11 protein-coding genes are annotated in these 13,594 nt (G+C 65.1%); 8 read left to right on the top strand and 3 right to left on the bottom strand.

Features of this window, described 5'->3' with window-relative positions; all coding sequences use genetic code 11:
* Nucleotides 1–113 precede the first annotated feature (113 nt).
* Nucleotides 114–1,031 carry a pirin family protein gene (locus ACTEK7_RS14485; RefSeq protein WP_225148711.1) on the top strand — a complete coding sequence of 306 codons (918 nt, stop codon included), beginning with the start codon at nucleotides 114–116 and terminating at the stop codon, nucleotides 1,029–1,031.
* Between the two features lie 63 nt (nucleotides 1,032–1,094).
* Nucleotides 1,095–2,009: a phosphoribosylaminoimidazolesuccinocarboxamide synthase gene (locus tag ACTEK7_RS14480; RefSeq protein ID WP_225148712.1), complete on the top strand. Its 915-nt coding sequence runs from the start codon at nucleotides 1,095–1,097 to the stop codon at nucleotides 2,007–2,009.
* A 170-nt stretch (nucleotides 2,010–2,179) separates the two neighbouring features.
* Here ACTEK7_RS14480 and ACTEK7_RS14475 read toward each other — a convergent pair whose 3' ends face one another.
* Nucleotides 2,180–3,673 (bottom strand): NAD-dependent succinate-semialdehyde dehydrogenase, encoded by a 1,494-nt coding sequence (locus ACTEK7_RS14475; protein WP_225148713.1) that lies wholly within the window; start codon nucleotides 3,671–3,673, stop codon nucleotides 2,180–2,182.
* Between the two features lie 108 nt (nucleotides 3,674–3,781).
* Nucleotides 3,782–4,102 (bottom strand): hypothetical protein, encoded by a 321-nt coding sequence (locus tag ACTEK7_RS14470; RefSeq protein WP_036002694.1) that lies wholly within the window; start codon nucleotides 4,100–4,102, stop codon nucleotides 3,782–3,784.
* A gap of 346 nt (nucleotides 4,103–4,448) precedes the next feature.
* Between ACTEK7_RS14470 and ACTEK7_RS14465 the strand changes: the two genes are divergently transcribed.
* From ACTEK7_RS14465 to ACTEK7_RS14455, 3 genes are all read left to right on the top strand, one after another.
* Nucleotides 4,449–5,645, top strand: a complete 1,197-nt coding sequence (locus ACTEK7_RS14465) for a serine hydrolase domain-containing protein (protein WP_225148714.1) — start codon at nucleotides 4,449–4,451, stop codon at nucleotides 5,643–5,645.
* Between the two features lie 148 nt (nucleotides 5,646–5,793).
* The gene (locus ACTEK7_RS14460; RefSeq protein ID WP_225148715.1) at nucleotides 5,794–7,488 is read left to right on the top strand and encodes an AMP-binding protein; all 1,695 of its coding nucleotides are present in this window, start codon (nucleotides 5,794–5,796) and stop codon (nucleotides 7,486–7,488) included.
* A gap of 443 nt (nucleotides 7,489–7,931) precedes the next feature.
* The gene (locus ACTEK7_RS14455) at nucleotides 7,932–8,765 is read left to right on the top strand and encodes an outer membrane protein (protein WP_036024125.1); all 834 of its coding nucleotides are present in this window, start codon (nucleotides 7,932–7,934) and stop codon (nucleotides 8,763–8,765) included.
* Nucleotides 8,766–8,915: 150 nt separating this feature from the next.
* Here the strand turns inward: ACTEK7_RS14455 and ACTEK7_RS14450 are convergent, their stop codons facing one another.
* Nucleotides 8,916–9,917 carry an adenosine kinase gene (locus tag ACTEK7_RS14450; protein ID WP_109142029.1) on the bottom strand — a complete coding sequence of 334 codons (1,002 nt, stop codon included), beginning with the start codon at nucleotides 9,915–9,917 and terminating at the stop codon, nucleotides 8,916–8,918.
* Nucleotides 9,918–10,041: 124 nt separating this feature from the next.
* On the opposite strand from ACTEK7_RS14450, the gene murJ reads away from it, so the two are divergent.
* From murJ to ACTEK7_RS14435, 3 genes are all read left to right on the top strand, one after another.
* The gene (gene murJ, locus ACTEK7_RS14445; protein WP_225148716.1) at nucleotides 10,042–11,574 is read left to right on the top strand and encodes a murein biosynthesis integral membrane protein MurJ; all 1,533 of its coding nucleotides are present in this window, start codon (nucleotides 10,042–10,044) and stop codon (nucleotides 11,572–11,574) included.
* An 81-nt stretch (nucleotides 11,575–11,655) separates the two neighbouring features.
* Nucleotides 11,656–12,708, top strand: coding sequence for a tryptophan--tRNA ligase (trpS, locus tag ACTEK7_RS14440; protein ID WP_225148717.1), 1,053 nt, complete (start codon nucleotides 11,656–11,658; stop codon nucleotides 12,706–12,708).
* A gap of 106 nt (nucleotides 12,709–12,814) precedes the next feature.
* Nucleotides 12,815–13,309 (top strand): universal stress protein, encoded by a 495-nt coding sequence (locus ACTEK7_RS14435; RefSeq protein ID WP_036002710.1) that lies wholly within the window; start codon nucleotides 12,815–12,817, stop codon nucleotides 13,307–13,309.
* Nucleotides 13,310–13,594: the final 285 nt, after the last annotated feature.

Genomic DNA, 13,594 nt, shown 5'->3' with positions numbered 1-13,594 from the left:
TGCGCCCGGTTTTTCAAGGACGATCCGCATGCAAGGGTTAGCGGAGCTTTGTCGCGACGGCGACGCCAAATCCTGCTAGCGTCGCGTTCAACAAAGCCAAAAGGAGTCCCCCCATGAGCTGGCAGCCCTCGAACGATCCCGTGCTCGGCGATCCCATGTCCTGCGATGCGCTCGATCTCGTCATCGTGCCGCGCACGCGCGATCTCGGTGACGGGTTCGCGGTGCGGCGGGCGTTGCCGCACGGCAAGCGGCAGATGGTCGGGCCTTTCATCTTCTTCGATCATTTCGGCCCGGTACAGTTCGTCTCCGGCAAGGGCATGGACGTGCGGCCGCATCCGCATATCGGGCTCGCCACCGTCACCTATCTGTTCGACGGCGCCATCATGCATCGCGACAGCGAGGGCAACGTCCAGGAGATCGCTCCCGGCGCAATGAACCTGATGACGGCCGGCCGCGGCATTGCGCATTCCGAGCGCACGCCGGATGCGCAGCGCGCCGCGGGCCAGAAGATGCTCGGCCTGCAAAGCTGGATCGCGCTGCCGGCGGGCTCCGAAGAGATCGCGCCGTCGTTCCAGCATTATGCGGCAGGCGATTTGCCGATGATTTCCGAGCGCGACTTCACCGCGCGGGTGATCGCAGGCTCCGCCTTCGGCATCACCTCGCCGGTCTCGATGGTCTCGCCCTGGTTCTACACCGAGGTCACGGCGCTCGCGGGCGCGAGCGTGCCGCTCGACCCCGATCATGAGGAGCGTGCGATCTATGTCGTCGACGGCGAGGTCGAGATCGCCAACGAGCGCTACGAGGGGCCGCGCCTGCTGATCTTCCGGCCCGGCGACCGCATCACCGTGAAGGCGCTGAAGGCGACGCGAATGATGTTTCTCGGCGGCGATGCGCTGGAAGGCCCGCGCCACATCTGGTGGAATTTCGTCTCCTCCAGCAAGGAGCGGATCGAGCAGGCCAAGCAGGACTGGAAAACCGGGCGCTTCGCCGCAGTTCCGCAGGAACACGAGTTCATTCCGCTGCCGGAATAGGCTAATCCGGTGTCCGGCCGCGCCATCAGACGCGGCCGGATGTCCTGTGCGAAGGCTTTGCCGATGACCACCATGCTCTCCAGCGACCTGCCTCTATCCAAGATCGGACGCGGCAAGGTGCGCGATATCTACGCCGTCGACGACGACCGCCTGCTGCTCGTCACCACCGACCGCATCAGCGCCTTCGATGTGGTGATGGGCGAGACCATCCCGATGAAGGGCGCGGTGCTGACCCAGATCAGCGCGTGGTGGTTCAATGAGCTCGAAGGCGTGGTGCCGCATCACATGATCAGCGCGGATACCGACGAGATCATTGCGGCCGTGCCGGCGTTGAAACCGCATCGCGCGGAGATCCTTGGCCGCGCCATGCTGTGCAAGCGCACCACCGTGTTTCCGATCGAATGCGTGATCCGCGGCTATCTCTCAGGCTCCGCCTGGAAGGAATATGCCGCGAGCGGCACGCTCGCCGGCGAGAAGCTGAAGGCCGGCCTCATCGAGAGCGAGAAGCTGGAGCCCGCGATCTTCAGCCCGGCGACCAAGGCCGAGAGCGGCCATGACGAGAACATCACCATCGCGAAGATGCGCGCGGTGATCGGCGACGAGGTGGCCTACACGCTGGAGAGCATGACGCGCGCGATCTACACGCTCGGCGAGGAGCTCGCCCGCGAGCAGGGCATCATCATCGCCGACACCAAGTTCGAGTTCGGCCGCGACAAGGACGGCCGCATCATCCTGATCGACGAGGTGATGACGCCGGACTCGTCGCGCTTCTGGGCGGTGGACGCCTACAAGCCGGGCCAGCCGCAGGCGAGCTTCGACAAGCAGCCGCTGCGCGACTATCTCGACGTCGAGCGCCGCGCCGGCCGCTGGAACGGCGACGCCCCGCCGCCGCCGCTGCCGGCCAGCGTGGTGGACGCGACCAGCAAGCGGTACCTGGAAGCGTATCGGCGCGTGACGGGGACAGAGCTGAAGATTTAGGCGCGACTGTCGCGTCTCGCTCCGTCATTGCGAGCGCAGCGAAGCAATCCAGAGTGTTTCCGCGGAGGGATTCTGGATTGCTTCGCTGCGCTCGCAATGACGTGGAGAGGCCGGTCGGCCTCTCCAACGTCTCCGCCTGGCTCGCATTCGCGCTGACACGAGCGAGCCGCTCACACCCCCGCCATCATCACGTATTTGATCTCGACATATTCTTCCATGCCGTGACGGGAGCCTTCGCGGCCCAGGCCGCTTTCCTTGACGCCGCCGAAGGGCGCGACTTCGGTGGTGATGAGGCCGGTGTTGACGCCGACCATGCCCGATTCCAGCGCCTCGGCGACACGCCAGACCCGGCCGATATCGCGGGAATAGAAGTACGAGGCGAGGCCGAACGGCGAGGCGTTGCACATCGCGATGACGTCGGCCTCGTCCTTGAAACGGATCACGGGTGCGAGGGGGCCGAAGGTCTCCTCCTGCGACACCAGCGAGTCCGGCTTGACGTCGGCGAGCACCGTCGGCTCGAAGAAGGAGCGCCCGAGCTCGCTGCGCTTGCCGCCGGTGACGACCTTGGCGCCGCGCTTGACGGCATCGGCGATGTGGCGCTCGACCTTGTCGACCGCCTTCATGTTGATCAGCGGGCCCTGCGTCACGCCGCTCTCGGTGCCGTCGCCGATCTTCATTGCCGCGACCTTCTTCGACAGCTTCTGCACGAACTCGTCGTAGATCTTGTCCTGGGCGTAGATGCGGTTGGCGCAGACGCAGGTCTGGCCCATGTTGCGATATTTCGAGACGATCGCGCCTTCGACCGCGGCGTCGATGTCGGCGTCGTCGAATACGATGAAGGGGGCATTGCCGCCGAGCTCGAGGCCGAGCCGCTTCACGCCGACCGAGGCCTGCTGGTAGAGGATCTTGCCGACAGCGGTCGAGCCGGTGAAGCCGACGAAGCGCACCGCCGGATGCTCGCACAGCACCTTGCCGATCGGCGGTGCATCGCCGGTGATGATGTTGAGCACGCCCTTGGGGATGCCGGCCCGCTCGGCGAGCACGGCCAGCGCCAGCGCCGACAGCGGCGTCTCATTGGCGGGCTTGAGCACCACCGTGCAGCCGGCCGCCAGCGCCGGCGACACTTTGCGCGTGATCATCGAGTTCGGGAAATTCCACGGCGTGATCGCACCGCAGACGCCGATCGGCTGCTTGATGGCGAGCAGGCGCGCATCGGCGCGCTGGGTCGGGATGGTCTCGCCATATACGCGCCTCGCTTCCTCGGCGAAGAACTCGATATAGGCCGCGCCGATATCGACCTCGCCAAGCGCCTCGGTGAGCGGCTTGCCCTGCTCTGAGGTGAGGATCAGCGCGAGATCCTCGCGGTTGGCGGTGATCAGCTCGAACCATTTGCGTAAGATGTTGGAGCGTTGCTTGGCCGTGTGCTTGGCCCAGGCCGGAAAGGCGCGCTCGGCGGCTTCAACCGCCCGGGTGGTGTCGTCGGCACCAAGCTGCGGCACCTTAGCGAGCTCGACGCCGGTGGCGGGATTGTTGACGGCGAAGACCGGCGTGCCGACCCAGGCGCCGTCGATGTAGCAGGCCTCCTTCAGCAGCGAGGGGTCCTTCAACCGGTCGCGCAGGGTGGCGGTGGCTTGCGGGGCGCGTGCGGCGGTGGTCTGGGTCATGGCGTTTCTCCCTGGCGGCGATCGGATCGGCCGCAATATAGGGACAGACGGTGCGCAATGCACCGCCCTGCAAACGCACGTCAGATGGCAGCTAAACTGGCAGCGGCCTTAGGCCGCGCCGCTCATATAGGTCTCGCGGCGGCCGATCATGCGCTCGGCGGCGGCCTTGGCATCCGCTTTTGTGGACGTCGCGCATGTCCGGTACTCTAAATCGGGGACTGACGAGGTGTCGCGGCGACCGAACCATGACTTCGAGCCGACCGGCAGCAGCGCCAGCGCCTGAGCCAGATTGTCCACCGCCCCGAAGGAATAAAGGGCGCCGGTACCGGCGACGCGGACCTCGTAGATCCCCGGCGAAATCGGCGCCTCCAGGTTCTCGCCACGTCCCGGACGGGGATAGCGCTTCCATTCGCTCCAGGTCGAAATCATCTGAGGTCCCCCTCGCCGCCCATCCACGGCCGGCACATTTGCATCAAGTCTTAACGGCTCGTCGATCGGGCCGGGTGCTGAACGCGGCAGCTCACGAAATGTTTCAGGGGTTCGAGAGCCACGAAGCATATCGCGAGCAACCCATCCAAGGTGAGGCGAGACACGTCGATCCACCGCAGATTGTAGAAGAGCGTACGCGCTCAGCCTCGTTGTCGTCCTGCGTTGGATCAAGACCGTCAAGTCACGACATCGCGACCGGTGCAGGTACATAGATGGCGCTTGCCGCGCCGGAGATCCGGGAAGACAATCGATCACTTCCAACAATAATCAAACCCGAGGAAACGCCATGCAAAGCCAAGCACAGATCGATGAGATTCTGCGTCAGAAGAGCGAGACCAAGGAGATTCCGGGCGTCGTCGCCATCGCGGCCAGCGGTCAAGACGTGCTGTATCAGGGCGCGTTCGGCAAGCGCGATCTGTCCAAGCCCGATGCGATGAGTGTCGACAGCGTGTTCTGGATCGCCTCCATGACGAAGGCGGTGACCACAGCGGGCGCCATGCAGCTGGTCGAGCAGGGCAAGCTGTCGCTGGATGCGCCGATCGGCGATGTCTTGCCGGAGCTCGCCAATCCGCAGGTGCTCGAAGGTTTTGACGCCAATGGCGAGGCGAAGCTGCGGCCGGCCAAAGGACCGATCACGCTGCGCCAGCTCATGACCCACACCGCCGGCTTCTGCTACAACATGTGGAACGGCGATCTCGCGGTCTATCTGGACAAGAACGGCATTCCCGCCATCACCACCTGCCAGAACGCGGCATTGAAGACGCCGATCATGTCCGACCCCGGCACGCGCTGGGAATACGGCACCAACATCGATTTCGTCGGCAAGGCGGTGGAGGCCGCCAGCGGCAAGCGGCTCGACGCGTACCTGCGCGACAATCTGTTCGCGCCGCTCGGCATGCGGGACACCGCTTTCAAGATCAGCGACGACATGCGCAAGCGCCTGGTCGGCATGCATGCGCGCGGCGAGGACGGCCAGCTGGCAGCGATCCCGTTCGAGCTGGAGCAGGAGCCGGAATTCCACATGGGCGGCGGCGGCCTGTACTCGACGGCGGGCGACTACATCAAGTTCACCCAGATGATCCTTAACAAGGGGCGCGGCAACGGCAACCAGGTGCTGAAAGCCGAGACGGTCGCGACGATGGGGCAGAACCACATCGGCGATCTCGCTATGGGCAAGATGACGACGGCGGCGCCGATGTACACCAACGACGTCGATCTCTATCCTGAGCAGGTGAAGAAGTGGGGCCTCAGCTTCATGATCAACACCGCCAAGACCGCCGAGGGCCGCAGCGCCGGCAGCCTCGCCTGGGCAGGCCTTGCCAACACCTATTACTGGATCGATCCGGCGCGCGACGTCACCGGCGTCATCCTGATGCAGCTGCTGCCGTTCGCGGATGCGAAATGCCTGGAGGCGTTCGCGGGCTTCGAGCGCGGCGTTTATGCCGGGCTCGATGCTGCCGGAAGCGGGCAGAAGGCGGCGTGACTCGCAACCTCTCACCTGACGTCATGGCCGGGCTTGTCCCGGCCATCCACGACTTGCCACGCGGCACAAAGAACGTGGATGCCCGGGACAAGCCCGGGCATGACGACGGGTAGAGTGTGCCGATCATCACTCACGAAAGGATTTCGACTTGGCGGACAAAGCGGACAGCTACGTTTGCGGCATCTCGGACGCGCCGCTGCTCGGCCACACGATCGGCCGGAGTCTCGACCAGGCCGCGCAGCGCTGGTGCAATCGCGAAGCGCTGGTCTCGCCCAGCCACGGGGTGCGATGGACCTGGTCGGAATTCGCCGAACGGGTCGATGCGCTCGCCGCCGGCTTTCTCGCGCTCGGACTCGAGCGGGGCCAGCGGATCGGCATCTGGTCACTGAACCGACCGGAATGGACGCTGACCCAGTTCGCCGCCGCCAAGGCCGGCCTGATCCTGGTGACGATCAATCCTGCCTATCGCCTGAGCGAGCTGGAATTTGCTCTCCGCAAGGTCGGCTGCGCGGCGATCGTCACCGCGACGGCGTTCAAGACCAGCAACTACATGGAGATGCTCAACACGCTGTTGCCGGAGCTGGCGGGCGCAAGGCCCGGACAGCTGCAAGCGGCACGGCTGCCGGCCCTCCGCAATGTCATCCAGATCGGCGGCTCGGCCGCACCGGGCACAATTGCCTTCGACGAGGTCGCGCAGATGGGTGGCGACCGGCACCGTCAGCAATTGGCCGCGCTCGGCGCCGAGCTGCAGTTCGACGATCCCGTCAACATCCAGTTCACCAGCGGCACGACCGGATCACCGAAGGGCGTGACGCTGACCCACCACAACATCCTCAACAACGGCTATTTCGTCGGCCGCGCGATGCGCCTCACCGAGCAGGACCGCATCTGCATTCCGGTGCCGCTCTATCATTGCTTCGGCATGGTGATGGGCAACCTTGCCTCCGTGACGCTCGGCGCCGCAATGGTCTATCCCGGCGAGGGTTTTGACCCGCTCGCGACGTTGCGCACCATCGAGCAGGAGAGATGCACGGCGCTCTACGGCGTGCCGACGATGTTCATCGCCGAACTTGATCACCCCGAATTCGCCGGCTTCGACCTGACATCGCTGCGGACCGGCATCATGGCCGGCGCGCCCTGCCCTATCGAGGTGATGAAGCGCGTCAACACCGAGATGAACATGCGGGAGGTCACCATCGCCTATGGCATGACCGAAACCAGCCCCGTCAGCTTCCAGAGCGCGGTGGACGATCCGCTGGAGCGACGTGTCTCCACGGTCGGACGTATCCATCCGCATGTCGAGGTCAAGATCGTCGATCTCGAGGGCAGGATCGTCAAGCGCGGCGAACGCGGCGAGCTGTGCACCCGCGGCTACAGCATCATGCTGGGTTATTGGGAGGAGAAGGAAAAGACAGCCGACGTGCTCGACGCCAACGGCTGGATGCATACCGGCGATCTCGCCACCGTCGACGACGAAGGCTATTGCAACATCGTCGGCCGCATCAAGGACATGGTGATCCGCGGCGGCGAAAACCTCTATCCGCGCGAGATCGAGGAGTTTCTGTATCGCCATCCCAAGATCCAGGACGTGCAGATCTTCGGCGTCGCAGACACCCGCTACGGCGAAGAGCTCTGCGCCTGGATTCGTGTCAGAGCGGGCGAGCAACTGACGGCTGAGGAAGTACGTGCCTTCTGCGAGGGCCAGATCGCCCACAACAAGATCCCGCGCTACGTCGAGTTCGTCGACGAATTTCCGATGACCGTGACCGGAAAGATCCAGAAATTCCTGATGCGCGAGGCAGTCGAGCAGCGGCTCGGATTGAAGGCGGCGAAGACGGCGTGAAAGTGTTGAACGCTCTCCATATACAACGACCGTCATTCCCCCCGCCGGCGAATCCAGTACGCCGCGGCTTCTCGATCCATCACAGCCGCTCGGAGTACTGGATCGCCCGGTCTTCGCCGGGCGATGACAGTTTTGATTGAGGCCCGCGCCTGCCTACATCGTCATTGCGAGCGCAGCGAAGCAATCCAGCTGTCTCCCCGCAGAGATTCTGGACTGCTTCGCTGCGCTCGCAATGACGGGGATGACGAGCGTTACGCCGCCGGATGCTGCGCGGCACCCTTAGTTCCAGCTATTTGGACAGGTGCGCCATTCATTCTGCTTGTGGCGTCTCCCACGCGCGTTCAATGTCGATCACCTGTGGCAGGCCCGGCACAGCCATCGGCGGCAGTACAATGTTACGGTCGTGTCCTGACTTGATCGATTGTTGATCTAGGGGGAATGCCATGAAATTGGCTTGGAGGACCATCCTGGTTGCAGGAATTGGATTTGCAACCGTCGGCTCGGCAAGCGCTGCAGATCTCGCGGCCCGGCCCTTCAAGGCACCAGCGACCGCCGTAGCCGTCTATAACTGGACCGGTTTTTACGTGGGCGTGAATGCGGGTTACGCTTGGGGGCAGTCGGATCTCGGCACCGTGCTCGATCCCACCAGCAGCTGGGCCGTGGAAGGCGTAGCGTTCAGGAACGAGTTTGTGGCGCTGAGCAATCGCCGCCTCGATCCGGCCGGCGCTATCGGCGGTCTTCAGATCGGCGCGAACTGGCAGACCGGTGCTTGGGTTCTGGGTGTAGAAGCCGACGCCAACGCAACAGATATCGGTGCGCGCACCGTTTTCACCGGAGCGAATCCGCCGGTGATCCGCACATTCGACGAAAGCATCCGCAACGATTGGCTCGTGACCGTTCGCGGCCGCGCCGGCTATGCGGTCGACAAGACCCTGCTGTACGTCACCGGCGGTCTGGCCGTCGGCAGCGTCAAGGGAAGCTGGGATCTCACCTCGTCCAATGGTTATACCAAGACGGGTTCGGTGTCCGAGACGAAGGTCGGCTGGACGGTCGGCGCCGGCGTTGAGCACGCCTTCGTGCCGAATTGGACGGTTAAGCTCGAATATCTCTACACCGATCTCGGCGGCGTGGATTACACATCGACCTACGTGCCCGGCAGCACTTTTGCTCCGCCCGGCTCCAACTACGTCGAACGCATCTCGCAGGACCTCACCTTCCATACCGTGCGGGCCGGCCTGAACTACAAGTTCGGCGGGCCGATGATGGCCAAGTACTGAGAAGCGAAGAAGCCCAAGATCCCGGCTCCGGCCATTCGGCTCGGAGCCGTTTTTTTTGATCAGGAGCCAGAGAGAGCGCCTCGTTCTACGCGGCACGCCGGCAAAGTGCGGTCGCTATGCCGACCGCATCGTGGAGGCAGAGATAATTTCTTACGCCGTCAGCCCGCGCTGCTCGGCCAGCTCCTTCAACGATACCTGAGGCCGCGCGCCGATGTGCTGGATGACTTCGGCGGCGGCGAGCGCGCCGAGCTCGCCGCACTGCTTGTAGCCGAAGTTGCGCGCGAGGCCGTAGAGGAAGCCGGCGGCGAACAGGTCGCCGGCGCCGGTGGTGTCGACCACCTTCTCGACCGGGAAGGCCGGCGCTGCGACGGCATCCTCGGACGAGACCACCATGCAGCCCTTCTCGCTGCGGGTGACGACGCCGAGATTGACGTCGTTGCGCAGCTGCTTCAGCGCGGTGTCGAAGTCCGAGGTCATGTAGAGCGAGTGCAGCTCAGACTCGTTGGCGAACACGATGTCGACGGTGCCGCCTCGCATCAGCGAGAGAAACTCGTCGCGATAACGATCAACGCAGAAGGAATCCGACAGCGTCAGCGCCACCTTGCGCTTGGCGTCATGGGCGATCTTGGCCGCCTTGACGAAGGCCTCCTTTGCGTTCTTGGGGTCCCAGAGATAGCCTTCGAGGTAGACGATGCCGGCGCCGGCAATCTCGGCCGGATCGATGTCGGCGGGCGACAGGTCCTGCGCCGCGCCGAGATAGGTGTTCATGGTGCGCTCGCCGTCGCCGGTGACCAGGATGTAGGAGCAGCCGGTGGCGGGGCCGTCCTTGGCGGCCGGCGTGTTGAAGGCGACGCCGGCGGCGCGAATGTCGTGCACGTAGAGCTTGCCGATCTGGTCGTCCTTGACCTTGCCGACATAGGCGGCGCGCGCCCCCAGGCTGCCGATACCGACGATGGTGTTGGCGGCCGAACCGCCCGAGACCTCGGTCGCCGGACCCATGTCCTTGTAGATGGCGGCCGCGCGCGCCTCGTCGATCAGCGACATGCTGCCCTTCGCCATGCCATGCTTGGCCAGAAAGGCCTCGTCGGTCCTAACCAGCACGTCGAACAGCGCGTTGCCGATGCCGAGAACGTCATATTTCACGTCAGCCATTCACCTTGATCCTGTTTGCCGGATTGCGATCTAACCGGAAATCCGCTTCCTGTCGGCCTGAAATCCAAGCTCGCGGCCTATCACGACCGGGCCTTGGCGGGCAAGCAACGGTATTTTCGAGAGCATGATCCGCTCCTTCCTGACCGTCTCGACGGGAACGCTGGCCTCGCGCCTGCTGGGTTTCGCCCGCGATTCCCTGATTGCGGCGCTGCTCGGCACCGGCGCCGTGGCGGATGCGTTTCTGGCGGCGTTCCAGCTCGTCAACGTGGTGCGGCGGCTGCTCAGCGAGGGCGCGCTGAACGCGGCGCTGATCCCAGCCTGGCTGCGGGTGCGGGACCGCGACGGGGTGGCGGAAGCCGCGGCGTTCGCCGGGCGCGTGATCGGCACGGTCAGCACGGCCCTGATCGGGATCTCACTCCTGCTCGCATTGTTGATGCCGCTGATCATGACGGTGATCGCGCCGGGATTCCTCGGCAGTGGCACGCTCGATCTCGCGGTTCAGAACGCGCGGCTGATGCTGCCTTACCTCGCCTTCGCCGGTCCCGTCACCGTGCTGATGGGGCTGCTCAATGCGCAGGGACGCTTCGCGCTGACGGCGTTCTCGCCACTGCTGTTCAACATTGCGCTGATCGCCGCGATCGCGATGCTGCTGGTCTGGCATGCAGACGCCGGCTTCGCCGCGTGGATCCTGGCAGCGACCGTCGGCCTCGCCGGCTTGCTGCAACTCTTGATGCTGCTGTCGCAGCGAAGCGCGCGCCTTGCGACACCGCTGCGCGCGAGTTTCGACAAGGAGATGCGCGGCTTCTTCGCCAAGGCGATCCCCGGCATGATCGCAAGCTCGGGGCCGCAATGGCTGATGGTGGCGGGTGCGATCATCGCGTCCGCAACGCCGTCCGCGGTGTCCTGGCTTTATTTCGCCAACCGCTTGATCGAGCTGCCGCTCGGCATCGTCGGCGTCGCCATGGGCACCGTGCTGGTGCCGGAGCTGACGCGCGCCGTCGCGAGCTCCGATCGCGACGCGGTGGCGCATGCCGAATCCCGCGCGCTGGAGCTTGCCGCCGGGCTGGCACTGCCGGCCACGGTCGGCCTGATCGTGCTCGCCGAGCCGATCGTGGGGCTGCTGTTCGAGCATGGCGCGTTCGGTGCGGCGGACAGCGCGGCCACCGCGCGTGCCCTGATGTGGCTGGCGCTGGGCCTGCCGGCGCATGTGCTGATCAAGGCGCTGTCGCCGGCGTTCTATGCCCGCAGCGACACGATGACGCCGCTGCTCGCGACTGCCAAGGGCTTCGTGGTGACGGTCGTGCTCGCGGTTCTGCTCGGTCATGTCTTTGGCGCAAGCGGAATCGCGGCAAGCATCGCGGCTGGCGCCTGGAGCAGCGCGCTCGCGCTGCTCCGCAAGGGCGCGGGCGAGTTCGGCTTCTCGATCGACGCGGCGGCCCGCACGCGGCTGCCGCGGATCGTGCTGGCCGCGATCGCCATGGGCGCCCTGCTCTGGCTGACCGCAGGTCTGGTGCCGGCCGGCGCCCATGGGCTCATCCACTTCATTGCGCTGGGTGTGCAGATCGCAGCCGGAATCGCCGTCTACGGCCTGTTGCTGCAGATCCTCGGTGCCGCCTCCTGGCGCGAGGCGGTTAACGCATTGAAACGGCCCAGCTAGACCACGGCCTCCGCGAAAGACCCTTGACGGGGCAGCGCCGCTGTTGGAAACGACGGCCGAATACCTATGGGAAGGCTGACCATGCCATTCGTTGAACGGGTCTTTTCGGGCGTCCAGCCGACGGGCAATCTGCACCTCGGCAATTACCTCGGCGCCATCGTCAACTTCGTGAAGATGCAGGAAACCCACAATTGCATCTATTGCGTCGTCGACATGCACGCGATCACGCAAGGGGTGGACGTCTGGGGCGGGCCGGTCGAGCTCGCGCGCAACACCCGCGAGGTGACCGCCACGTTCATCGCGGCCGGCATCGATCCGAAGAAGCACATCGTGTTCAACCAGAGCCAGGTCTCGGGCCATGCCGAGCTCGCCTGGATCTTCAACTGCGTCGCGCGCATGGGCTGGCTGGGACGCATGACCCAGTTCAAGGAGAAGGCCGGCAAGGACCGGGAGAACGCCTCGGTCGGGCTGTTCGACTATCCCGTGCTGATGGCGGCCGACATCCTGCTCTACCGCGCCACCCACGTTCCCGTGGGTGAGGACCAGAAGCAGCATCTCGAACTGTCGCGCGACATCGCGCAGAAGTTCAACAACGACTTCGGCGACTCGATCCGCGCGCAGGGCGTCAATGACGGGCTGTTCTTCCCGCTGCCGGAACCCTTGATTACGGGTCCGGCGACGCGCGTGATGAGCCTGCGCGACGGCACCAAGAAGATGTCGAAGTCGGACGCCTCCGACAATTCGCGCATCAACCTCACCGACGATGCCGACACCATCGCGCAGAAGATCCGCAAGGCGAAGACCGATCCGGAGCCGCTGCCGACGGAAGAGAAGGGCCTGGAAGCGCGGCCCGAGGCCGACAATCTCGTCGGCATCTTCGCCGCGCTGTCCGGCCGCTCCAAGGCGGACGTGCTGCGCGAGTTCGGCGGCGGCCAGTTCTCCAGCTTCAAGAACGCGCTGGCGGAGCTGTGCGTGACCAAGCTCGCGCCGATCGCCGGCGAGATGAAGCGCCTCGTCGCCGACCCTGGCCACATCGAGGCGATCCTGAACGACGGATCCGACCGGGCGCGCGCGATCGCCGACGAGACCATGAAGCTCTCCAAGGACATCGTCGGCTTCATTCGCCGGCGCTAGGGCGCGCTTCGCGATACCGGCTGGCGCCACGGCGCCGGCCGCTTCGCCCCTCCCAAACATCGCGGGAGTGTGGCAGCATGCTCCCCGTGCACAATCCGGGACATGCATGACCAGCAAGCGACTTTGCTACGAGCCGGGTCACAAGCCCAAATGCCTCGTCATCGTCGACGACAGCGCCGAATGGGATCGCGCCGTCTATTACGCCAGCCGCTGGGCGATTCGCGCCGGCGGCGGCGTGGTGATGCTGCGCATCATCGAGCCTGAGCAGCAGAGCCAGGAATGGCTGGGGGTCGCCGACATCATGCGCGCCGAGGCACAGGAAGCCGCCGAAGCCGCGCTCGACCGCGCCGCCGGGCGCGCCAACGGCATCGCCGCCATCACGCCGGAGCGCGTCATTCGCGAAGGCAGCGCGATGGAACAGCTGCTCGCAGTGATCGACGAGGATCCTGATATCGCCATGCTGGTGCTCGCCGCAAATCCCGGCGCGGAGGGCCCGGGGCCATTGGTCTCGCTGCTCGCGCATGCGCTCGGCACGTTCCCGGTGCCGGTGACGATCATCTCGGGTGCCCTGAGCGATGAGAGCGTGGATTCGCTGTCCTAGCGACGATGCATCTTACCCTCCCCTGGAGGGGAGGGTCGGCTCATGTTGAGCGAAGCGAGGCATGAGACGGGGTGGGGTGACGGTCTCTCCACATCCGACACTGCCCGAGTGGAGAGATCACCCCACCCCGCTCGCGCTGCGCGCGATCGACCACGGGCGAGCTACGCTCGTCCCGGACCCCTCCAGGGGAGGGTAAGGCCAACCCACTGATTTTTATGAGCTAATATCCCGCCTCCCCTTGACCGTGCGTTAGCCGTCGCCATCTGCTAGGGGATAGAGCACGCG

The sequence above is a fragment of the Bradyrhizobium sp. JHI2711 genome (genome assembly GCF_056156565.1).
This window is presented reverse-complemented; position numbering and strand designations above follow the sequence as displayed.

Bases quoted from the DNA above. Each gene is read 5' to 3' on its own strand.
- ACTEK7_RS14485 (WP_225148711.1), top strand. From the start codon at position 114: ATGAGCTGGCAGCCCTCGAACGATCCCGTGCTCGGCGATCCCATGTCC.
- trpS (WP_225148717.1), top strand. From the start codon at position 11,656: ATGCCATTCGTTGAACGGGTCTTTTCGGGCGTCCAGCCGACGGGCAAT.
- ACTEK7_RS14450 (WP_109142029.1), bottom strand. From the start codon at position 9,917: ATGGCTGACGTGAAATATGACGTTCTCGGCATCGGCAACGCGCTGTTC.
- ACTEK7_RS14465 (WP_225148714.1), top strand. From the start codon at position 4,449: ATGCAAAGCCAAGCACAGATCGATGAGATTCTGCGTCAGAAGAGCGAG.
- ACTEK7_RS14435 (WP_036002710.1), top strand. From the start codon at position 12,815: ATGACCAGCAAGCGACTTTGCTACGAGCCGGGTCACAAGCCCAAATGC.
- ACTEK7_RS14475 (WP_225148713.1), bottom strand. From the start codon at position 3,673: ATGACCCAGACCACCGCCGCACGCGCCCCGCAAGCCACCGCCACCCTG.
- ACTEK7_RS14455 (WP_036024125.1), top strand. From the start codon at position 7,932: ATGAAATTGGCTTGGAGGACCATCCTGGTTGCAGGAATTGGATTTGCA.
- ACTEK7_RS14470 (WP_036002694.1), bottom strand. From the start codon at position 4,102: ATGATTTCGACCTGGAGCGAATGGAAGCGCTATCCCCGTCCGGGACGT.
- murJ (WP_225148716.1), top strand. From the start codon at position 10,042: ATGATCCGCTCCTTCCTGACCGTCTCGACGGGAACGCTGGCCTCGCGC.
- ACTEK7_RS14480 (WP_225148712.1), top strand. From the start codon at position 1,095: ATGACCACCATGCTCTCCAGCGACCTGCCTCTATCCAAGATCGGACGC.